Source organism: Flavobacterium ajazii (assembly GCF_010614725.1).
GTDB classification, from domain to species: domain Bacteria; phylum Bacteroidota; class Bacteroidia; order Flavobacteriales; family Flavobacteriaceae; genus Flavobacterium; species Flavobacterium ajazii.
On the sequence record NZ_JAAEHL010000004.1, the window covers coordinates 453,539 to 477,100 of the forward strand.

Consider the following 23,562-nt stretch of genomic DNA (forward strand, 5'->3'; position numbering starts at 1 on the left):
GTAAAATCGTAATTAAATTATGTTAAAAGTAAAATATTTTTAAGAAGAAATTTCTGCTTCAATACGATTTAACTTTTGTTGAAGTTTTCAGACAATTATAAGTTGATTCAGGAGCTTATTCCAGCTGTCCGCTATATCTTTTTCTTGCTGAAAAAAGCAAGAAAAAGGATGCCGCTTCCATCTGGGCTAAGGCTCTGGTTGCCATAAGACTATTTGCGCCTTTCCAGAAAAAAACGCTTCATTAAATCAGCTGCCTCATTAGCCATAACTCCTGAAACGACAGTAGTTTTAGGATGTAGTTTTGTTCCCATATTCATAAATCCTCGTTGTTCATCGCGCGCTCCAAAAACAATTTTAGAAATCTGGCTCCAGTACAGCGCACCGGCACACATCTGACAAGGCTCTAAAGTAACATAAAGCGTACAATCCTTTAAATATTTTCCTCCCAGAAAATTAGCCGCAGCGGTTATCGACTGCATTTCAGCATGGGCCGTAACATCATTTAACAATTCCGTTAAATTATGACTGCTTGCAATCACTTTATCAGCCACCACAATAACAGCTCCAACAGGAATTTCGCCTTTATTAAAAGCCATTTCAGCTTCCTGCAAAGCTTTCTTCATAAAATATTCGTCGGTGAAGGGATTTATCATGAAACAAAAATACATTTTTTACTTAGGAATTTTTATTACTTTTATTTTTTGATATTTTAAAAATGGGAAACAATTACAAAATCACAATTCCTAAACCTTGCCATGAAGACTGGAACAAAATGTCTCCAAAAGATAACGGAAGATTTTGTTTAAGCTGTAGTAAAACTGTTGTTGATTTTACATCGATGCTTCCTGATGAAATTCAGCATTTTTTTATTCAAAATCAAGGCAATAAAATTTGCGGAAGGTTTAAAAAAACGCAATTAGACAATGTAATAATTCAGATTCCAAATCAGATATTATATTCCCAAAATCATTATCATAAGATGTTTTTACTGGCATTGTTTATTGCTATGGGCACAACTTTGTTTAGTTGTACCGATAAAAATGGAGATAAAAAGAAAATTGATAAAATTGAAATCGTTAAGACTTCGAAAACAGAAATTATACAAGTTGGCAAGATTAAGATAAAGGGAAATAATAATTTTGTACCGCCGCCACCTCCTCCGCCAAAAACAGATAACGTAAAATTTGTAAAAGGAAAAGCTAAAATAAGCGATACCAAAATTAATAGTTCTTCTAGTCCTGATTGCAAAGCATCAGTACAGGAATCTACTGTGCAAGGAGATACTTATATTACAGGAGCTGTTATGGAAACAAAAGCAGACTATCCGGGTGGGATTAACAACTTTTATCAGTTTTTAGTAAACGAATTAAAACTTCCTAAGGAAGCTGAAAATCCAAAAGGCCGAATTATAGTTTCGTTCGTAATAGAAAAAGACGGCTCTTTGTCATCATTTGAATTCCCAAAAAACATTGACTCAAAAGTAGAAGCAGAAATAACACGTGTTTTAAAACTTTCTCCCAAATGGCAGCCAGGAGAACAAAATGGCAAAAAAACACGAATCAAATATAGTTTACCCATGTCATTTCAATAATGGAAAGAAAACAAACAACTATTCGAGAAAAACAAAACAAAATAATGCTAAAACATTACTCTAAAATATTTTTACAGGCTTTGTTTATTATCATAGGAACAACTTTATTTAGTTGTACAGATAAAGAGGCTAACAAAAAACAAAATAACGAAATTGAAGCTGTTGATTCAGAAAAAGATGAAATCAACAAATCAGAACAGATTCCTGATTCGTCTCAGCTATCACAAGAAGACAATCTGGAACATCCTGAAAAAAATATTGAACTCAATAATGAAGAGGTTATTTCATCACTAAAAAAGGCAAATCAGGTAAAATCTGCCAAATCAGAAGAAACCATCGCTAACCTTGAAAAAGACACAAAAAACAGTACTTCAAAAAAGGATGCCTTAGCCAAGCCAGAAGCCCCTCTTAACAAAAATGCAGAATTCCCGGGCGGTATCGAGCAATTCCATAGTTTTTTCATGAAAGAATATAAAAAACCGGAAGGTGTAAGTTATTGGAAACTCAATTTTACACTTGCATTTGCTGTAGAAAAAAATGGTACTTTATCGTTTCTTGAATGTTCACCGGCAGTTGAAGAACCTCTTCAAAAAGAAATTATCCGGGTTCTCAGTTTATGCCCTAATTGGCAGCCCGGCGAATCGAACGGCAAAAAAATCAGAATGCAATATTCTGTCCCTATTTTATTGAAATAAGACTCTGTCAAAAAAATTAAATTTAAAACCGTAAATTTGCTTTTTACCTTACAATGAAAAGCGATTTACTTTCCAACATATACAATCCTGCCGATTTACGTCTTTTAAAAGAAGAGCAGCTCATTCAGGTTGCGCATGAACTTCGTCAGTTTATTATTGATGTGGTTTCAGTAAAAGAAGGACATCTGGGTGCAAGTCTCGGAGTTGTAGAACTTACAATTGCTTTACATTATGTTTTTAATACACCTGAAGATTTATTGGTCTGGGATGTAGGTCATCAGGCTTACGGACATAAAATCCTGACTGAAAGGCGAGAAAATTTTCATACCAACAGACAGCTTGGAGGAATTTCCGGTTTTCCAAAAAGAGCAGAAAGTGTTTACGATACTTTTGGTGTTGGGCATTCTTCAACGTCAATCTCGGCTGCACTCGGAATGGCAATTGCCTCTAAACTGAAAGATGATTTTGACAAAGAACATATTGCCGTAATAGGTGATGCCTCAATCGCTAGCGGAATGGCTTTTGAGGGCTTAAATCATGCCGGAGTTACCGATGCTAACATCCTTGTTATTTTAAACGACAACGCCATCGGAATTGACCCAAGTGTCGGTGCCTTAAAAAAGTATTTGACAGCGGTTAAAAACGGAAAAAATCCGAAACAGAACAATATTATCAAATCATTGAATTTTGATTATTCAGGTCCGATTGACGGACATGATCTTCCACTTTTGATTAAAGAATTAAACCGTTTAAAAAAGATTAAAGGTCCAAAATTCCTTCACATTGTGACCACAAAAGGAAAAGGTCTGCAACAGGCTGAGGAAAATCAGGTAAAATATCATGCTCCCGGAAAATTTGATGCTTCAACCGGAGAAATTCATTTAAAATCGGAAGAAAATCTTCCACCTAAATTTCAGGATGTTTTCGGACTGACAATTTTGGATTTAGCCAAAAAGAACGAAAAAATTATTGGAATCACACCTGCAATGCCGTCCGGAAGTTCTTTAAAATTCATGATGGACGAATTCCCCGAACGTGCTTTTGACGTTGGAATTGCAGAACAACATGCCGTAACACTTGCAGCAGGAATGGCAACTCAGGGCATGATTGTGTACTGCAATATTTATTCGACATTTTTACAACGTGCCTACGATCAGGTTATACATGATGTGGCACTGCAAAATTTACCGGTTATTTTTTGTCTCGACAGAGCAGGTTTGGTTGGCGAAGACGGCGCCACACATCATGGTGTTTTTGATATTGCATATTTACGCACTATTCCAAATATTATTCTTTATGCACCAATCAACGAAATTGCCCTGCAGAATATTTTGTATACTGTTCAGTTAGGTTCTTTAAACCATCCAATAGCTATACGTTATCCGAGAGGCCGTGGCGTTTTGCCAAATTGGAAAACAGAAAATTACGGAAACTATGAAAAAATAGCGATCGGAAAAGCAAATTGTTTAAAACCAGGAATAAAAATAGCTGTTTTATCTACAGGTGCGATTGGAAATAATGTAATTGCCGCCTTAAAAGAGTCTGGCAATCCCGAAGCAATTGCTCATTACGATTTCCCTTTCATAAAACCGCTGGACAATCATTTGTTAGATAACATATTAATCTCATTTGACCACATTATTACCATTGAAGACGGTGCAAAAACTGGTGGCTTTGGAAGCGCTGTTTCAGATTATGCTGCAGCTAATAATTTTGCAAAAAAAATAGAAATTCTAGGTATTCCGGACACTTTTATCGAACATGGCACAGTAATTGAGCAACAACATTTCTGTAAAATTGACGTTAAAAGTTTGTCAAATCTTTTTTCAGAAATTGAAAAATAGTATTTTGCACAGCCAAAAAATCAAATGTTTTCCTGATGAAATTATTACGAACACCCCTTTTATTACTTCTTTTTTTATTTGCTTCAAATAGTTTTTCGCAGATCATCCGAACGACTTTAGCACCAGGCCAGGTGCCTCAAGTCCCTTCTAACTGGACTAAAAAAAACAAACTTGGTTTTGACATTTCAGAAATTGCTTTTGTCAATTGGAGTGCGGGGGGAACCAGCTCCATCTCAGGTCTGTTTAAAGGTGAATTTAGCCGAACTTATCTGAAAGACAATCATAAATGGTTTAATGAACTTATTGTAAAATATGGTTTAAACAAACAAGATGGTACTGAGTTGAGAAAAACAGATGATGCTGTCCAGTTTAACTCTACCTACGGTTTTAGAAAGGACACGACCTCGAATTGGTTCTATTCTGCTAAATTCAATTTTAATACACAATTCACAAACGGTTATAATTACCCAAATCGCGACATTGCTATTTCTAAACCATTTGCACCGGCGTATATCTTTTTAGGAGCCGGAGCTGAGAATTCGAACAAGAAAAAAAACAGAACCTTTTATTTCTCTCCAATCACATTAAAAACCACTTTGGTATTAGATCAATATTTGGCTAATAATGGATCTTTTGGTGTTAAAAAAGCAGTTTATGCAACTGATCCTCTTGATCCGGATAATGAAATTTTAATTAAAGAAGGTCAAAAAGTAAAAGCCGAGTTTGGTATTTTATTTACCGGATATATGAAAAACGAAATCTACAAAAACATTTTTTACGAAAACCGACTGACTTTATATACAGATTATTTAAACCAGTTTGGAAATGTCGATGTGGATTATGACACTCGTTTAGACCTTGTAGTAAATGCTTACGTAAAAGCCAATATTGGTGTTCATATCATTTATGACGATGATATTAAAACTAAAAAAGATGTCGTTGATCCTGCAACAGGTACAAAATCACAGGTAGATGACGGACCAAAAACCCAGTTAAGACAAGTTCTGGGTGTTGGCCTTGTATATGCTTTTTAACTGATTAGCTGTTTTTTCTGCCATTAATCATTTCATATAACTTTAACGCATTTCCATCCGTTAAAAGAGAAACATAGTGACAAATATGAAGCAGTCGCTCGTACAAATTACCTTTTTCTAAATTATGCTTCTCAGGAAGCATTTTCAAAATCAGTTTATCGTAATTTGAAGCGGTTCCTTCATATTTGTTATTAAAAGCAGTTATAAACTTATCCAGTAAAGTCTGGATTATTTGGTAACCTACAATTTCTTTCTCAATTACTTCACGGCTTTGGTAAATTTTTTCGATACTCAGTTTAATAATATCATTCATCTGAGCTTTGTATTTGCTTTTATCTGTTAATGCAAAAGGGAAATTCCCGGCCAGGATTGCTTCTTCATTTTCAATAAAAACATCCACTGCATCATTAATCAAAGCTCCAATAGCCAAAGCACGCAGATAACTGATTCTGTCTTCTTTGGTTTCCAACAAATTGTATTTATCAACCCCAATATTGTCTTTTACCAATTTGATCAGATATTCCAAAGCATAATCTTCCGAAACCAGACCAAGGTTTATACCATCTTCAAAATCGATAATGGTATAGCAGATATCATCGGCAGCTTCAACCAGATAAGCCAAAGGATGTCTTTCAAAACCAATATCGCCATCTTCTTTATTGGCAATCAACCCCATATTATCTGCAACATCCTCGAAAAAAACTTTGTCGGCCTGAAAAAAACCATATTTTTTATCTGCAATATTGTTAGTCGGTTTTTTAGGAAGGCTTTCTTTTGGATATTTCATAAAAGCTCCTAAAGTAGCATACGAAATTCTAAGTCCTCCTTCTATTCCCGGACGGCTTCCTGTTAAAACAGAGAAACCATTGGCGTTCCCTTCAAAATCAATCAGATCCTGCCATTGCTTTGCCGTCAGTTTATCTTTATACTTTAATCCTTTACCACTCGAAAAATACTCTCCAATCGCTTTCTCACCTGAATGACCAAAAGGCGGATTCCCGATATCATGTGCCAAAGAAGCAGCAGCCACGATAGCTCCAAAATCATTCATATGATAACCGTGAACTTCTTTTAAATACGGATATTTTTCGATGATTTTTTTTCCGACCAAACGTCCTAAAGATCTTCCCACAACCGAAACTTCTAAACTGTGTGTTAAACGCGTGTGAACAAAATCTGTCTTAGAAAGCGGAATTACCTGGGTTTTATCCTGCAAAGACCGAAACGCAGCCGAAAAGATTATACGATCATAATCGACCTCAAATCCTAACCGCGTATCATCTTGTTCTGCACGTAGTCTTTTGGTTGTATCGCCCTGGCGTTTTAATGATAAAAGTTGTTCCCAGTTCATTTTTCTATTTTAAATTGTAGGTTATTGATTTTAGATTGAGGATCTAAAATTCAAAAATACGTTTTATTTTAGATTTTTTTACCTTATATCAGTTGACGAAATAGAAAATTTCACAGCTGTGTTTGCCTGTTTCGCCTACTTGGCATTATTTTTTTAGAAGCAGAAATTTTCGTTTTCAAAACACCTGCGGTCCTGCTATCCGCTATATCTTTTGCGGCAAACACTGCCACAAAAGGATAACGCTTCTATCAGGGCTAAATAAAATTTTTTGTTTTCAAAAGATTTTATCAACAAAAAAGCACTTCCAGTTGGAGTGCTTTTAAAATTGAATGTAAAACTTAAGATTAGAAGTTTTTAGAAATTCCAATGTTAAAAGTTTGTCCAAAATTAAAGTAGAATTTACTGTAATCGGCATCATCATAACTTAGGGTTTCATATCCTAAACCTCCAATATTAAAATTCACTCCAAAACCTTTTTTCATGTTTATAAAAAGAGCAGGTGTAAGTCCAACATACAAACCATCTGCTTTATTTTCAGAAGTTTGAGATCCATTCTCATAAGCTTTACTTTTTTGATTATTAAAACCAGCTCCTAAATCCCCAAAAACAGAAAAAGTTTCATTCAAGGGAACCGTATAACGAGCAAACGCTCCAACTTTAAAAGAATTAAATTTACCTTCTACATCTCCATTAGTAGTTTTTGAAGATCCAACAGCAAATTCAGTTCCCACTGTCCAGTTATCATGAAATTGATAACCCACTCTTGGAGAAAAGGTAAACACATTTGATTTTACTGGTGAAACTTCACGATCAATTTTATCAGAAGTATAACCAATATTACCTCCAACTAATACAGTTCCTTTTTGTGCATTTGCAAAGCCAAAAACTGACAATGCAACAATAAGTAGCATTTTTTTCATAATGATTTATAATTTAAAATTTAAGAACATTAACCAACAACGATGCCATTAGCCAAAAAATAACAGGTAAAAACTCATATTTGCAATTAGTTAATAAATACCAAACACATCATTCGAAATAAGCCATTTGTTATAAATCCCTTTACACTAAATTTACATACTCCATAAAAAAAGCACCCCAAACCGGAGTGCTTTCTGAAATTGAATATAAAACTTAAGATTAGAAGTTTTTAGAAACCCCAATATTAATTGTTTGACCGAAATTAAAGTAGAATTTACTGTAATCAGGACCATTGTTGTCGTAACTTAATGTTTCGTATCCTAAACCTCCAATATTGAAGTTTAAGCCAAAACCCTTTTTCATGTTGATAAAAAGAGCCGGAGTTACACCTACGTACATACCGTCTGCTTTATACTTTGAAGTAAGGTTTCCATTATCGTACTCTTTTGTTTTTTGGTTCTGGAAACCAAGACCAAAATCAGCAAAAGCAGAAAATGTCTGATTCAATGGCACTGAGTAACGTAAAAATGCTCCTAATTTAAAGTTGTTGTTTTTAGTCTCATCTCCTCCATCGTAATCTTCTTTAGAAGAACCAACAGTAAATTCACCTCCAACAGTCCAGTTGTCATTAAACTGGTAACCAACTCTTGGAGAAAAACTAAATTCATTAGTTTTTTCCTCTCCATTCTGATACTCATATTTCTCAGACGCGTAAGAGATGTTTCCACCTACTAAAATTGTTCCTTTTTGTGCATTTGCAAAGCCAAAAACTGACAATGCAAGAATCACTAGCATTCTTTTCATTTTGTATTATTTTTAAAAATTTTAATATCCCCTTAACAATAACGATGCCGTTGTTAACATCAATTTTAATTTCTTTTGAAAGCCAAAATGTAGCAAACAAGACTATTTCTGTTTACTTTTGTAACAAATAAAAAGTCATGTCGATAGAAGTAAACAGCATATCAAAAAGTTACGGAGAGCAAAAAGCTTTAGATGAAATTTCTTTTAAAATTGAGAAAGGAGAAATCGTAGGATTTCTGGGCCCAAACGGAGCCGGAAAATCTACTTTAATGAAAATTTTGACCACTTATTTACTTGCCGATAGTGGCTCAGCCCTTGTAAATAGTCATGATGTCATGACAAGCACCAAAGAAGTACAACGTTCAGTCGGGTACCTGCCGGAACACAATCCGTTGTATTTAGATTTGTATGTTCGTGAATATTTGGCTTTTAATGCCGATGTTTATAAAGTTCAAAAATCAAGAATAGAAGAAGTAATTCAACTGACAGGACTGACACCAGAAAGCCATAAAAAGATCGGACAATTGTCAAAAGGATACCGCCAGCGTGTGGGATTGGCCAATGCTTTATTACACAATCCGGATGTATTAATTTTGGATGAACCAACTACAGGTCTGGATCCGAATCAGTTAATCGAAATCCGTAATGTAATTAAAAATGTGGGTAAAGATAAAACTGTTTTTTTATCAACACACATCATGCAGGAAGTTGAAGCCATTTGTGATCGTGTCATCATTATTGACAAAGGAAAAATTGTGGCAGATAAAAAACTGGACAACTTAATTTCTGCAGACAAAGAGCAGGTAATCGAAGTTGAATTTGACTATAAAATTGAAGAACAGGCAATTGCTGCAATTCCGCATTTAAAATCATACAAAAACATCCACGATTGTTTATGGGAACTGACTTTCTTGTCTGACAAGGACATGCGTCCCGCAGTTTTTGATTTCGCACACGATAATGGTTTGAAGACTTTACAACTCAACCAAAAAAATAAAAATCTGGAAGCTGTATTTAGAGAGATTACTAAATAAGTTTTTTAGGTTCATACAATAAAGAGGAAGCCGTACATATGAGTACGGCTTCCTCTTTTTGTATAATGACAAATTACAGAGGAGACTATATTCTAAAATCAATATGTCATAAAAATCAACAATAGTAATTTTTCACAAATAAAAGTCCCTAAAATTACACTTTACTAAGCATAAAATTAATAAATGTAAAAAATACAAATATCACTAAATTCAGGTATTACCCATTCATTTTTTTAACCATATTTTTACGCCTTAATTATTTTTAATGTTAAAAAATTGAAGTCTATTTCTTATTCCGCAAATTTGCTCCACGTTCTACTGCTTATTGCAATTATTGTAGCCACACTTCTTAATTCAGCGTATTTTTACAATTCAACAGCTTTTGCTTACTATGGATTTTGTATAACGGTTTCGCTCTTTACCATTATCTCCATTTTTGCCTTACCAGAAAAGAAACAATCCTTTTTTAAACTCCCTGTTCTTCTATTTGGGTTATGGTGCCTTTACGTTCTTCTTAATTATTTTACGAACAGGGCAACTCTGGTTTTTACAATATACAGCATTGTACTTTATTTTTTACTCCTTAGGGCAATCGTTCTTTTTAGTACTCCCAATTTTAAATTCAAACCATTTTTTATCGGAATTGTCGGAATTGCTGTTATTGAATCTGTGTATTGCATTTTACAATTTTTAGGAATATGCAAAAGCGAAAACAGGTTAATTGCTGTTACAGGCAGCTGGAACAACCCCAACGTAACTGCCATTTTTTTATCTCTCACTGTACCAATTTTCCTGTATTTGTTTAAGGTAAAAAACAAAAAAGCAGTTGTTACCGGATTTTCATTTTTGTTAATCGCATTACTACTACTCAAATGCCGGGCAGCTTATATTGGTACAGTGCTGTCCGTGATCATTTTCTATGCGTTGGAATACCAATTTATAAACTGGATAAAAAACAATAAAAACAGTATCACTGCAAAGGCATTATTCATTTTGGCTTTGATGATCATTATTCCATTAAGTTCTCAGTTATACAATGCAAAAAAAGCTTCGGCTGACGGCAGAAAATTCATCTGGAAATTATCTGCTCAAATGATTCCCGAGAAACCGTTAATAGGCTATGGCTATGGGTTTTTCGAAAAAGAATATAATTTGTATCAGGCAGATTATATTAAAAACGGAAAGGCTACTGCTGAAGAACTCATCAACGCAGGTCCCGTTATTATGCCGCATAACGAATTACTTCAAAATGCTGTCGAAGGCGGTATCGTGGGACTATTACTAATTTCACTGTTTTTTGGTTCTATTCTTTTTGCCCACAGACAAAAAAACGAAAATCAAACTGTTTTAAATTCTGAACCGGCTTTACCAACACAAAAAAGCTATTTTAACTTAGCTTATACAGGAGTTGTATCTTTTGTTGTGATGTCAATGGTTAATTCTACCATTCAGATTGTACCCGTAATGTGTCTGACTATTATCTATACTGCTATTGTTTGCAGCCCGCTAAAAAACATTTCACTTATAAAACTTTCATTTCTTCAAAACAGAAAGCCTTTTTATATCTTTTCTAAAATCGGGATCCTTACGATCAGCCTGTATTCATCATACCTTATTTTTGGTATGGCCAGAGCAGACATTTTAAACAAAAAAACGAAACTTCTAACCGAAAAAGGAAATTACAAAGAAGCTTTACAAATCATGCCCGCTTTAGAACCTTACCTAAAAGAAAATCCCAATTATTGGAAAAATTATGGCACAATTTATTTTCAAAATCATAGCTACAACGAAGCTTTAAAATGCTTCGAGAAAGCGCAATCTTTAAGTTCGTTACCGGATGTTTATAATGGAACCGGAGTTAGTCACGAAAAATTAAAACAATACCCGCAAGCCGTCCTGCAATACGAAACACTTACTGCCTTATACCCTACAAAATTCTTGTATAAAATGTGGCTGCTAAAAGCTTATTTAAAAAATAGGGAAACCGCCAAAGCAATTGCTTTAGCTAATGACATCATTCTGTTAAAACCCAAAATACCATCAGAAAAAGTCAATGAATATAAAAAAATGTGCCGGACTTTAATAAGCAATTTAGAAAAGCAAAACATCAACTAAACCAAACAGAAAACTGAAATAACTAACTAAACCAAAATTTATTTCTATGTATAATCAAAAATCTGCGAAAACAGATAAAAACCAAAGTCTGGCTTTATGGCCTGGGAGAATTTTTAAAACAATTGTCTTTCTAATTCCTTTTTTAGTTCAGGCGCAATATCCATCAGCAGTTGAAGCCGTTTTAAAAAAATCCGGAACCAACAGACCTGAACTCGAAAAAGCATTGGCTTATAGCGACAAAACCGGTGATCCCTACAAAATAAAAGCCATGCAGTTTTTGATTGCCAATATGGATATTCATTCTTCATCAGATTATTACTGGGAAGATAGTGCCAATAATAAGATTGCGTACAATGAACTGGATTATGCCGATTTTGAACAATCAAGAAATGCTTTCGCAACCGTTAAACAGCAAAATCCCGGTTTAAAAGCCAAACCTGTTGTTTATAAAGACATCGAAACCATAAAAGGCGACTATCTAATCAATAATCTGGAAAAAGCTTTTACTTCCTGGCACACATCCCCCCTAAAAACAACCTCATTTGAAGATTTTTGCGAGTACATATTACCCTACAGAGTAAGCGTAGAGCCGGTACAAAATTGGCGTCCTGCTTATACAGGCAAATTTAAATGGGTAAGTAATCAGATCACTGAAAAAGGTCTAAATTCTGCTTTGCAATATGTTAAAGATGATTATGACTCATGGTTTGTCAATAACTGGAAAGAAAAACGCACTGAGCCTCTGCCAAGACTCGGCAGCCTGCAATTGCTTTTCCGTAAACAAGGAGCCTGTTCTGATATTGCCAGTATGAGTGTGTTTACCATGCGCTCACAGGGTATTCCTGCTGCTGTTAACATCATACCCTTTTGGGCAACGGCTACCGAAGGACATTACACCAATACTTTTTTTGATGAGAATAAACAAATGCTTAACTGCGATTACGGAACAAAGGATTTTCGGCAAAATCTGGTAAGGGAACCTGCCAAAGTAATTCGTCTGACGTATTCTAAAAATCCGGAAACATTGGCCAGTTTTGAAGATATGGGTAATATTCCAAAAGGTTTTTTACAGCAGCAAAATTACATTGATGTGACCAATGATTTCTGGGAAACTACAGATGTTAAATGTCCCTTATATGTTGATGCAAATCCATCAAAAATTGTATATGCAACCACCTTCAACGGATTGGCATGGAGACCTTTTTGGTGGGGGAAAACAGCAAATAACGAAACCGTTTTTACAAAACTCTGCAGAAGGACCGTCATTATTCCACAATATTACAGCAACGGGAAAATGATTCCCGCTGGAGCTCCTGTTGTTATCGGTAATACCACCACAAAAGTATTACAGCCAGATCTGACACAAACCAAAGAAGTTACAATAGCCGAAAAAGAAAAATACCTAAAATTTAAACTGGGTATTACCTACCAGCTCTTGTACTGGGATAACAAATGGATAATGCTCGGAAAACAAACGGTAAACAGCCCCATAACCGAAATGAAGTTTGAAAGGGCGCCAAAAAATGCCCTGTTTTTATTTGTAGCAAGTGACTCCAGAGGACTGGAACGACCTTTTATCATTGAGGATAATGGCGAGCGCTTTTGGTTTTAAAAAAAGATCAATTACAATGTCAAAAATCAATTAAAAAATCAATTACAATATCAATTAAAAATCTAAAATGTAAGTACAAATGAAAAAATTATTTCTAACCCTACTCTTACTGCCTGTCTTTAGTCAGTCGCAAGTTAGTCCTAACGTTAGCAAACGTTATCCTGCACATATCGTTTATAAAATTGATGAAGTAGCCTCTAAAATTTCTTTAAACGAAGACAAACAAATTAAAATTGCTCAAAAATTTATCAAAAATGACAGCATTGTCAATGCAGCCCTGGCTTCTGGTACACCTTCAAACCTGCTGAAAAATCAATACACTATTGACCGGGTATTTTTAAAAGACATATTATCTGTTGAAGAAATGGAACAATTTGCATACGAAACAGATAAAGATAATCGATTTCTAGCCACTTTGATTTTGACTCAGCCAATAAAACTACAAACTGATCAAATAAAAAAAATACGCCATATTAATGATTCGTTAAGCGCTACTCCTAAAAAATCTCCAAGGGAAACCATTCAGTTTTATAACAGGAAACTATCAAAAATCTTAAATGAAAAGCAGTACGTTGACGTAATAAAATTCAACTATAAAGACGAATCTTTTATCGATGCCAAAATGGACTGGGAAAGAATTTTGAGATTAAAAATAAATACTCCCGGAAAGGAAAAAGAAGAATCTCAAGAGATCGTTAATTTTCATCTGGCCAAAAATGGTTATCTGGATAAAAAAGCAGAACGATATGAAAAAAAGAAACAGGATTTCTTAAGCCTGAAAGCTACACTCATGGAACCGCCATTGCTGATTCGTGCCAAAATCCTTTCTGACCAAAAACATGCAAATAACAAATACGCATCGATCGTTAAATTTGAGAAAGAACTTAACCTAAGTCAAAGTCAAATTGACACACTACTGGCTAAATACGTTGCATTTGAAAGAATCATACTTGAGAATAAAGAAAATGACTTAAATGGAAATTTTACTACTCCCAAACCATTGCCTTCAGAATTTGAAAACATAGCCAAAATTGTAACCTCAGAGCAAATGAACAAATGGCTTAATCTCAAAAACAAAAATGAAGCAATTAAAAAAGCCAATCAAAGCTGGGCTGCATTAGAATCAGAAGGATTGACTAAAAATACAGACCAACAAAAACTAATGCCTGAACTCGCAAATTATCACCTGAAATTATTAATCGCATTAGAAAAAAACAAAAACTGGAAAACTTCTGAAACCCGTTTTCTTGTGCGTGATGTTGAGCAAAAAAAACCTGAAATCTTAGTACAATTAGATGCTATAAGCCGAAGCAAAGCTAAAAGTGAAAACGCCAAAAATGCTTTAGCCTGGTAGAATCTGCTAAACCGGAAAAACATAAAATTCCTGTTAGAACACCTAATTATTAACCTCAATATATAACAACAACCAAATGAAGAAAATTACCAAAAAAGGAGTATGTATGTTACTACTCTTGGGCAGTATACTGAGTCATTCACAGGAATATCAGGATACTCAAAAAATACTAAGAACGGCAAGGCTTCAGCTTGTAAAAGGGAGTCAAATGTACAACCCCGAGAAAGCAATAGCGAGTTACACTACATTAGCATCTCAGGGCGATCCGGTAGCCATGAATGCACTGGGACTGATTTACACTAAGGGTATTGCCGTAGCAACCAACGAAGAAGCAGGCATAAAGTGGTTTGAGCTTGCAGCACGGGTTGGCTATCCCAAAGCCTGGTACAATCTGGGAATTTTATATCAGGAAGGAGTAAACTCCAAAACAGATCCCGCCAAAGCTATACAATATTTCGAAAAAGCAGCCATTGCCGGTTATAATTCTGCCTATACCGCCTGGGGACGAATGGTAATGAGAGGAAACGGAGTCCCTCAGGATTACCCTCTGGCGATGAATATCTTTAAGCAAGGTGCCGAAAAAGGAAATTCGCACTGCAGTTATTTACAAGGCTATCTGTACTACAAAGGTTTTGGATGCACACAAGACTACAATCTCGCCATACAACACTTTGAGTTGGCAGTGCAAAAAAACAACCCCTGGGGAATGTATATGCTTGGTCTTTGCTATCGTAACGGGTATGGTGTAGCTATAGATTTAGAAAAAGCAAAATTCTACCTCAGCAAATCTGCTGCAATGGGCGTAAAACCATCCCAAATGGAACTGGATGATCCGGAAGCCGAAAACCATAGTCCTGCTCAGAAAAAAACCATTTCGACTCCTGTTGACGAAGTCATAACTATTACCGAGACAGAAGCTCCGGAAACCTTTAAAAAGGTGAAACAGGTGCCTATTACAACTGATATTTCAGGAAATTACACTGGTTATGTATCGCGCTATGACTTTAGCGGACAAAATATCTTAAGCAAAACACCATTGCAAATAGATTTGAAACATGATGGTAAAAAACTGACAGGAGAATGGAAAGAAACCGATGGTGACACTGTAGCTTTTACTGCTCAGATTCAGGACGATGCTATTGTTTTTCAAAATTCTAAGATAGACCGTACCGAGCATTTTTACAAAGGAAGTCTTAACACGTATGAGTTTAAAGATGCCAAACTGCAATTATTACAAACCGATGAATCGCTTTTTATAGTAGGCAACCTACAGTTGTATAATATCAAAGAAAGGGAAAATGAAAAACCGATGTACCTGATTTTAGAGAAAAAACAAGTCCGAACCAGCGGAACTCAGGAAATCATTTCTTCTGTTTCAATTTATCCTAATCCTGTCCTAAGCGATTTTAACCTAAGTTTCAATCTTGCTAAACCGGCTGATATAGAAGCCAGTATTTACTACAGTACCGGCAGGGAATTATATCGTCAGCAATGGAAAAATCTGGAAGAAGGAACACAGACTAAAAGTCTTACCCTAAATGTACCGCCGGGCTACTACATATTGCGGCTGACTTATGGGACAGAAATAAAAACGACCATTTTAATTAAAAAATAAGAACAATGAAAAAGAAATATTTTATAGTCGCTCTTACATTTCTGTTATTTTTTATAATACAGAATAGTTTTGGACAGGTAAGTCCCAGTGATTATGGTGAAGGCCCATACCTCAATCCTTGTGACCATACAAGTGACAACTATGATCCATATGATCCATCATGTAATGAAGAATCTGACCCTTGTGATCCTTTAAGTGCTAATTACGACCCTGCAATATGCGATAGCAGTTCAGGTGGAGGAAGTGGTGGCAGCGGCAGTGGTGGTGGTGGTGGTGGTGGTGGCGGTAGTTCTTCTGGAGGCACAAATCCATCAGCAAAACCACTTACAAAACAAGATTTTGATAAGTTGATAAATGATAATAAGGATACTTATAACATAACCGCCAAAACAAATCAGGTCATTAAAACGTCAGACGGTATAACGCATATTGGCACTCTTACTAAATTTAAGAATGATCAGGGTTATATATTTTATTATTTTACGCCCAATGTTACTGATAGTCGATTTCAAGTAGGAATGTATTACAGGATACCTGATAGTCAAGGAAGTACAGCAATATTTGGTAATACTGGTAGTACCGGAAATATAGGGAGTAGTGCTGTAACTCCAACTTATTATAGCTATGATTTTTATGATTTCCCTTTTGGTCAGGGTTACTACTATACAAATCAGTATGGTGGTGAAGTAAACATAAATATTTTACCTAATGATACGACGGAGACAGTTGTTAATACTTGTACCTCTTGCACTCAAAATGACCCAGACCCTAATGCAACCAGTGTAGGTGGAGCAAGTGTATCTGATGCCCGAAAACTTCAAGAAAGCATTATGAATGTCTTGGATAAAAGTCCTAAATTTAACAAGTTTAAAGCTTTAATAAAAAGAGGACCAAGAGATAATAAAGAATTTTTTTCTAAAATACCACAAGATAAATTAAATGAAGCATTAAATGACCTTGATGAAGGGGATCAAAAAATATTTGCTACAATTGTAGCTAACACAATAAATTCAAATAAGTCTATGACGATTCAGTATTTTTCTACAGAAACTTTGCTAAAAAGAAGTTCAGGGGATGTTATTACCAGATACAGTAAAGTTGCAAATGCATTAAAATTAAGTCCCACATTAGAGAGCACTTTATTAGCATCAGGAGATGGTCTTACTTCAAAAGAATTACTAGATATTTATGGAGGAGGTGCCACGGCTAAATTATATGGCACTATTGTTTCAGCCTTAGATACTACATCTCCAAAATATGATGAAGTCACTGCTTTACATGAATTTTTTGGACATGGCAGGCCTTTATCAATCGAAACCTCAACTTATACACATGATGAAAAAGATGCTATTCTTTTTGAAAATATGGTATGGCGTTTGTTAGGACAACCAGCAAAACAAAGGAATGGTTTTGATCATGGCAAACAACCAAGACAAATTATACCTAACCATACAACTGCTTTACCTTCATTCAGATAATTTAAAAACAAAACTATGAAAACAATAATTATAATATTAGTAAGCATGATTACATCAATGTTTTATGCTCAAAATTCAGAAGAACTACAATCATTCAACAATATAAATAATCTTGTATTAAACACCATTCCCAATTTAACAGGAAAGGAATATTTTATATGGGAAGGTAAGGTAGGCTATGTGGTTGTTATTAGCAAAATAAATAACAATTACACTTATTACAATTTAGAACTTGGACGGCTTAGCGGAGCTACAATAAAAAGCACTAAATCTGTAAGTTACAAGCCTGTATTAAATAAAATATTTATAAATTTCGCACCTAAGCCTGGTGTAAAAAGATATATAAGCGAATATGGACATAATGGATTGAAAGAGCATATATTAGGAGTGGATTATTTTGCAATCTATAAAAACGGTGTCAAAACATTTGATTATTGCTTGCCTTCGTATTTAGATGACAACCCTATAGAAAAACCTATTGATAATGAATTATTAGAGTTCCTCTATGTTAATGTGTTGATTAATCCTGATAATCTTTAAACTAATTTCAAAAACATGATTGAAATTTTTATGTACATATCAATAGAGACCTAATTAATCTTAATACACAAGACAAAAGTGAATTTAAAAAAGCTACATCTGCAAAAAAGGTGTAGCTTTTTTAGCAAAATTTAGTAATATAGACTATGGATAAAAAATCATAAACATGAAAACAAAAATTATTATATTAATTAGCATGATTACCAATGTATTTTATGCTCAAAGTTTAGAAGAATCACAATCATTCAATAATGAAAATAATATTATCTTGAATACTATTCCTAGTTTAGCAGGAAAGGAATATTTTATTTTGGACGGAATAGGGGGAAATATAGCTGTAGTTAGCAAAGTAAATAACAATTACACTTATTATAATATAAAACTTAACCGTGCAGGTGGCGGAGCTACAATTGTAAACAACAAATCCATAGCTTTTAAACCTATTTTAGATAAAATATTTATAAATTTTGTACCTAAGGCTGGTGTAAAAAGATATATAAGTGAATATGGACACAATGGCTTAACGGAGCATATATTAGGAACAATTTATTTTGCAATCTATAAAAATGGAGTTAAAACATTTGATTATTGTTTACCTTCGTATTTAGATGAGATCGTTGTAGAGAAACCTATTGATAATGACATTTTAGAATTTCTTTACGTTAATGTACTAATTAATCCCGATAATCTTTAAACTACTTTTAAAAAACTTCTTTAACAGTTTTATATACTGGATGAATATATTCGGATTTAGTCCATAATATATAGACAAAATAAGCTACATCTGTAAAAAGATGTAGCTTTTTGTATAAATAAAATCACTTCAAAAAATAATCATTATCCTCAAACCAATCCGCCAATCGCTGTGGCCATGTTTTCAGTGAATTTGTTTTGGCCCTTTTTCCCATATTAAAAGCATGTCCCCCTTTAGAGTATAAATGCATTTCTACCGGAACATTTGCTTTTCGGTAACCATTAAGTAATTCTACTATGGGAGCCGAACAACAGGAATCATCGTTTGCCGCCAATAAAAAAGCCGGAGGCGCATCAGACTTAATTTCTTTTGGGATAAACAACGGTCCTGGGTAAATCAATATCTGAAAGTTGGGCTGTGCATCTATTTTATCAATTGTATCGGAGGAATCTTTTAAAATATTATTGGAGTTATAAGCAATCATTGCGACAACTTCTCCACCTGCAGAAAATCCCATAGCACCAATTCGGTTAACATCAATTTTGAATTCAGCTGCTCTGCTTCTTATGAGTCTCATCGCTCTTTCAGCATCCTGTTTAATGTGAGTTTCCAGTTTGTATGGAGAATCTTTTGTTCTGGCCAGGCGGTATTTTAAAACAAAAGCGGTTACACCAATACTGTTTAAAAATTCGGCAGCATCCTTTCCTTCAGAATTAAAAACCAGATTTTCATGACCTCCTCCGGGACAAATAAGTACTGCCATTCCGTTTGGTTTTTCAGGAAAATAAGCTGTTATTGATGGATTATGAATATTTCTGACCCACCAGTCCTGAGCTTGCTCCGGTTCGTCTTTGAGATTTTCAAAACCCGGTGCACCATTTTCCCAAAGCGGAATTTTAAGCCCTTCCTTTTGTGCAAACAGCATGCTCGAAAACATCAGAATAAATAAACAATTATATCTTTTTAGCTTTAATATCATCTTTACTTTGATTTAAATATGCTAAATATAAAGCAATCCTAATAATCTGCCTGATACGAAATCGTCATTTCCTAATTCTAAAATTCTATTTTTCTTACAACCTTAATTTTTCATTTCAAAATACAGCTCCTAATTATCAGCATATTAAAAATTTTGATATAATTATTACTTATTTTTATTTAGACTTGTTTTAAATAGTGTTATATTTGAAAAATAAAAACTTCAAATACAATCCAGATGTCAACATTCCATATATCAGCCAAAAATAGTATTCTGTCACTAAACATACTTTGTGATTTTTTTGTAGAAAATAAAAACATTTACCCAATGAACAAGAACTCTGACGGTCTTTAATTTGACAAATCAGGTTACAAATTCAAATTCATTCTACAAAATCATTAAATTTCATGAAGCATATTATTACGTCTGTCATGCTGGCTTTTTCAGTATACTCCTATTCGCAAACCGAGCAGGAAAAAGACAGTATTGTTGAAACATCCATAAATGTTTTGGATGAAATCGTTATTACAAAAAAGAAAGTTTTATATACCCAAAAGTCCGATCGCCTTGTTTTTAATGTTGAAAACAGTATCGTATCCGAAGGCGGCACAGCATTAGATGTTTTGTCAAGAGCCCCTGGTGTTGTTATTTCCCAGGACGGAGATTTATCCATTCGTGGCCAGCAGGGAGTAGCTGTAATGATCAATGGCAAATTAACGCAGCTTTCGCAAAAAGAACTGGCGAATTACTTAAAATCAACTACCTCATCAAATATCAAACAAATAGAAGTGATTACCAATCCTTCATCTAAATACGATGCTGCTGGAAAAGCAGGAATTATCAATATTATCCTTAAAAAACCAAATAATTCAGGATTAAAAGGAACTGCATTTACGAGCTACGCCAGAGGAAGAAAAAACAGAACTAATTCCGGATTTAATCTGAACTATAATAAAAACAAACTCGGCGTGTATGGCAATTACAGCTATACTTTTAGGGGAGAAGAGGAACGAAAAGAGTTCGATCAGATTCAATATACAGATCAGACCCGCCAGCAAATTGCTTCTACCAATCATCAGACTTCAATTACAGATGAGCCATTGACTTCTAACAATTTCAAAATTGGAAGTACATTTGAAATTTCTCCAAAAACAAATATTGAGGCTTATGTTGATGCAAAAATCGGACGCTATGAAAATATGGCTGATGGCCGAAACACCTTGTTAAACGCATCAAATCAATTGTTATTTGATGCTATAACTTACAATGACAGTAAAGAAAAGTGGTTTGATTATACTTATGCTTTTTCGGGTGTTCATAAGTTTAACACTGAAGGTAAAAACATGTCTTTTGATTTTGAATATGAAACTTCAAAATTCAGATCTAATCAGTTTCAGAGTGCCGAAAACGCAGATCCTTCGAGTTCAACAGTCGTTAATGACAGAAAAGGTTATATCCCTTCACAATTAAGAGTTTTTACAGGAAAGGTTGATTTTACAAATCCTTTAAAAGAAAAACAGTCTATTGAATGGGGATTTAAGGCCAGCGTAAAAAACAATGATAATCCGTCTGTTTATGAATATTTTGAAAATAATGAATGGATAATAGACGCAAATTCTACCAATCATTTTGAGTATAAAGAGCAAATTTATGCTGCCTATGCCAATTATAAACAGCAGATTGGAGATTTGAACATTCAGGGCGGTTTACGTTCAGAGTACACGGCTATTGATATTCTGCAAAAAACGCTGAATGAAGAACATCAGGATGATTATTTAAAATGGTTTCCGAGTGTTTCATTAAAATATGAATTTACAAGCAGTCATTCGATGCATGCTTCTTACAGCAAAAGAATCAACAGACCGAGCCAGTTTGATTTGAATCCGTTCCGATTCTATGATGATACGTTCAATTATTCACAGGGAAATCCAAACCTGATTCCCGAAATTACGCATGCGGCAGAAATAGGATATGCGTGGAAAAGTGCTTTTATGGCATCCTTATATTTTAACACTACAAAAGATGTTTTTACAGAAGTGTACGTTTATAATCCTGACAACAACACTACTGTAACTTCTCAGATAAATGTATCCAAATCGTACAATTATGGCGCAAACATTACGCATACGGCTGAACTTTATAAATTCTGGTCGGTGAATACTCTATTTAATGTTTTCGAAAACAGATTTATGGGAGACGTATTAAACTCAACTACAATTGATCCAATTGCGACATTAAACCTAAGTGTCCAAAATTCATTTACGATATCAGAAAGTTTAAAAGCGGAAGCCAACGCACAATATCAGTCGAAATCAAATCTTGGAATTTACGAAAGAGCTTCTTTCTTTGATTTCAGTATCGGAATTTCTAAACAGGTTCTTTCAAACAAAGGCAATGTTAAATTCAATCTGACTGATATTTTCAATACCAATAATTTCAAGATCAATTCGGTTGTTGCCCAGACAAGTATCAATAAAAAATATGAGCTGGACAATCGTATTGCAACACTGGCTTTTACTTACAGAATCTAAATCATAGTTTCTTCATTTTTTGTTTTTTTATTTTTTTTGATTGAAAAGGATCTGTTTTTAAAGCGGGTCCTTTCTTTTTAATAAAAAAGTCTTTTAAGATTTTTACTTCTTAAAAGACTTTTATGATACCAATGAGATAAAAGTGTAAATTATGGGTTTGATTTTTTCTTTTTTCCCCATTTTCTATTGTACCAAATAATAAATCCGGTAACAGGTAAAGTGGCACCAATAAATGCTGCAAAAAAAGCAAGTACTTTTCCCGGAAACCCTAAAATGGATCCAATATGTATGTCGTAATTCATTTTTCTTAATTTACCTCCAAAACCCACTTCTTCATACTTTTTACTATCTAAGGCATCATCTGCAATTCGTTTTGAAGTATGCTGATCAAAATAATAGAAATTAGCATTATAAAACTGCCCTTTATTAGGGTAGGCCATCATATAAATAGATGCTTTAGCATTTGTTGTATCAGGAAATCTATAATAAAAGCCCTCAGATTTTGGATTATCTGCGATTACCTTTTTCCAGGAAGCATCCATTGCTTGTTTTAAACTATAATGTTTTCCTTTTTGCAAAGAGTCCGACTCTTTTTCTTTCCATTCAGTGAGTGTCTGTCCTCCCGAGGTAGTCCAATATAATCCCTTACTATACCATTCTATTCCCCAAACCATTCCGGTAAGTGCAATTGCGAGTAAAAATAAAAGCGAATAAAATCCCAATACATTATGCAAATCTATATTGATACGCTTCCAATTGGCAGTCCATTTGATTTTAAAACTTTTATCACGTGTAGTTTTATTCCATTTTTTTGGATACCACCAAATCAATCCTGTAATCAACAAAACAACAAAGACTAATGTTGCATAATTCACTATCGGTCTTCCTATTTTCCATGGCAGCCATAAAAAACGATGTCCTTTCAGCACCCAATCAAAAAAAATAAATTCGTCTTTGTAATGTGTTTCAATAGCTACAACTTTACCATTATAAGGATTTAATTTTAACGTATAACGTTCCTTGTCTTCCCACTCTCCAATACCTACATCAATTGTTCTTCCTTCTTTGAAAATAGCCGATTCAATTTTTTTACCAGAAAACTTTTCAGTTGCTATTTCCATTATTTTCGACGGAATAATAACTTCTTTTTGTTGTGGTTTCACATTACTTTTAGCATCTATCAATCTTGTAATTTCTTCATTGAATATCCAAATACAGGCAGTAAGACAAACAACAAATACAATTGCTCCGGATATAAGTCCTAACCACAGATGTAGCCAATCATTAATTTTACGAAAAGCAGATTTAGATTTATTAGCTTGTTTAACACTTTGTTTTTTGATGAAAGTCATTGTTTTTTGAAATTTAAA

At 34.3% G+C, this 23,562-nt stretch carries 19 protein-coding genes; 13 read left to right on the forward strand and 6 right to left on the reverse strand.

Going from position 1 to position 23,562, the window contains the following annotated elements:
- Nucleotides 1-209: 209 nt before the first annotated feature.
- Entirely contained in the window at nt 210-653 is a 444-nt protein-coding gene (locus GWR14_RS09890; protein ID WP_163408863.1) for a nucleoside deaminase, read from the reverse strand.
- A gap of 62 nt (nt 654-715) precedes the next feature.
- Here GWR14_RS09890 and GWR14_RS09895 point away from each other — a divergent pair, with 62 nt between their 5' ends.
- The 4 genes from GWR14_RS09895 to GWR14_RS09910 are packed head-to-tail and all read left to right on the forward strand — an operon-like array spanning nt 716 to nt 5,164.
- Nucleotides 716-1,591 (forward strand): energy transducer TonB, encoded by an 876-nt coding sequence (locus GWR14_RS09895; RefSeq protein WP_163408864.1) that lies wholly within the window; start codon nt 716-718, stop codon nt 1,589-1,591.
- Between the two features lie 44 nt (nt 1,592-1,635).
- Nucleotides 1,636-2,286, forward strand: a complete 651-nt coding sequence (locus GWR14_RS09900) for a hypothetical protein (protein ID WP_246236311.1) — start codon at nt 1,636-1,638, stop codon at nt 2,284-2,286.
- A gap of 53 nt (nt 2,287-2,339) precedes the next feature.
- Nucleotides 2,340-4,130, forward strand: coding sequence for a 1-deoxy-D-xylulose-5-phosphate synthase (locus tag GWR14_RS09905; RefSeq protein ID WP_163408866.1), 1,791 nt, complete (start codon nt 2,340-2,342; stop codon nt 4,128-4,130).
- 35 nt (nt 4,131-4,165) lie between these two features.
- Nucleotides 4,166-5,164 (forward strand): DUF3078 domain-containing protein, encoded by a 999-nt coding sequence (locus tag GWR14_RS09910; RefSeq protein ID WP_163408867.1) that lies wholly within the window; start codon nt 4,166-4,168, stop codon nt 5,162-5,164.
- 4 nt (nt 5,165-5,168) lie between these two features.
- Here GWR14_RS09910 and GWR14_RS09915 read toward each other — a convergent pair whose 3' ends face one another.
- The 3 genes from GWR14_RS09915 to GWR14_RS09925 form a co-directional block, all read right to left on the reverse strand.
- Nucleotides 5,169-6,515: a deoxyguanosinetriphosphate triphosphohydrolase gene (locus GWR14_RS09915; protein ID WP_163408868.1), complete on the reverse strand. Its 1,347-nt coding sequence runs from the start codon at nt 6,513-6,515 to the stop codon at nt 5,169-5,171.
- A gap of 344 nt (nt 6,516-6,859) precedes the next feature.
- Nucleotides 6,860-7,435, reverse strand: a complete 576-nt coding sequence (locus tag GWR14_RS09920; protein WP_163408869.1) for an outer membrane beta-barrel protein — start codon at nt 7,433-7,435, stop codon at nt 6,860-6,862.
- Nucleotides 7,436-7,655: 220 nt separating this feature from the next.
- Complete coding sequence (locus GWR14_RS09925; RefSeq protein WP_163408870.1) at nt 7,656-8,240, reverse strand: outer membrane beta-barrel protein; 585 nt, start codon at nt 8,238-8,240, stop codon at nt 7,656-7,658.
- A gap of 137 nt (nt 8,241-8,377) precedes the next feature.
- On the opposite strand from GWR14_RS09925, the gene gldA reads away from it, so the two are divergent.
- The 8 genes from gldA to GWR14_RS09965 all read left to right on the forward strand — a co-directional run bounded on the left by gldA (nt 8,378) and on the right by GWR14_RS09965 (nt 18,682).
- Nucleotides 8,378-9,274, forward strand: coding sequence for a gliding motility-associated ABC transporter ATP-binding subunit GldA (gene gldA / locus GWR14_RS09930; RefSeq protein ID WP_163408871.1), 897 nt, complete (start codon nt 8,378-8,380; stop codon nt 9,272-9,274).
- 276 nt (nt 9,275-9,550) lie between these two features.
- Nucleotides 9,551-11,389 carry an O-antigen ligase family protein gene (locus GWR14_RS09935; RefSeq protein ID WP_163408872.1) on the forward strand — a complete coding sequence of 613 codons (1,839 nt, stop codon included), beginning with the start codon at nt 9,551-9,553 and terminating at the stop codon, nt 11,387-11,389.
- A gap of 46 nt (nt 11,390-11,435) precedes the next feature.
- Entirely contained in the window at nt 11,436-13,001 is a 1,566-nt protein-coding gene (locus GWR14_RS09940) for a transglutaminase domain-containing protein (protein ID WP_163408873.1), read from the forward strand.
- Nucleotides 13,002-13,080: 79 nt separating this feature from the next.
- Nucleotides 13,081-14,355: a hypothetical protein gene (locus tag GWR14_RS09945; RefSeq protein WP_163408874.1), complete on the forward strand. Its 1,275-nt coding sequence runs from the start codon at nt 13,081-13,083 to the stop codon at nt 14,353-14,355.
- Nucleotides 14,356-14,431: 76 nt separating this feature from the next.
- Nucleotides 14,432-15,970 carry a T9SS type A sorting domain-containing protein gene (locus GWR14_RS09950; RefSeq protein WP_163408875.1) on the forward strand — a complete coding sequence of 513 codons (1,539 nt, stop codon included), beginning with the start codon at nt 14,432-14,434 and terminating at the stop codon, nt 15,968-15,970.
- Nucleotides 15,971-15,975: 5 nt separating this feature from the next.
- Nucleotides 15,976-17,448, forward strand: coding sequence for a hypothetical protein (locus tag GWR14_RS23710; protein ID WP_187356529.1), 1,473 nt, complete (start codon nt 15,976-15,978; stop codon nt 17,446-17,448).
- 15 nt (nt 17,449-17,463) lie between these two features.
- Nucleotides 17,464-17,988, forward strand: coding sequence for a hypothetical protein (locus GWR14_RS09960; RefSeq protein WP_163408876.1), 525 nt, complete (start codon nt 17,464-17,466; stop codon nt 17,986-17,988).
- A 166-nt stretch (nt 17,989-18,154) separates the two neighbouring features.
- Entirely contained in the window at nt 18,155-18,682 is a 528-nt protein-coding gene (locus GWR14_RS09965) for a hypothetical protein (RefSeq protein WP_163408877.1), read from the forward strand.
- A 124-nt stretch (nt 18,683-18,806) separates the two neighbouring features.
- Here GWR14_RS09965 and GWR14_RS09970 read toward each other — a convergent pair whose 3' ends face one another.
- Nucleotides 18,807-19,661: an alpha/beta hydrolase gene (locus GWR14_RS09970; protein ID WP_163408878.1), complete on the reverse strand. Its 855-nt coding sequence runs from the start codon at nt 19,659-19,661 to the stop codon at nt 18,807-18,809.
- 407 nt (nt 19,662-20,068) lie between these two features.
- Here GWR14_RS09970 and GWR14_RS09975 point away from each other — a divergent pair, with 407 nt between their 5' ends.
- Nucleotides 20,069-22,192, forward strand: coding sequence for an outer membrane beta-barrel family protein (locus GWR14_RS09975; protein ID WP_163408879.1), 2,124 nt, complete (start codon nt 20,069-20,071; stop codon nt 22,190-22,192).
- 149 nt (nt 22,193-22,341) lie between these two features.
- On the opposite strand, the gene GWR14_RS09980 is transcribed toward GWR14_RS09975, so the two are convergent.
- Nucleotides 22,342-23,544 (reverse strand): PepSY-associated TM helix domain-containing protein, encoded by a 1,203-nt coding sequence (locus GWR14_RS09980; protein ID WP_163408880.1) that lies wholly within the window; start codon nt 23,542-23,544, stop codon nt 22,342-22,344.
- Nucleotides 23,545-23,562 lie beyond the last annotated feature (18 nt).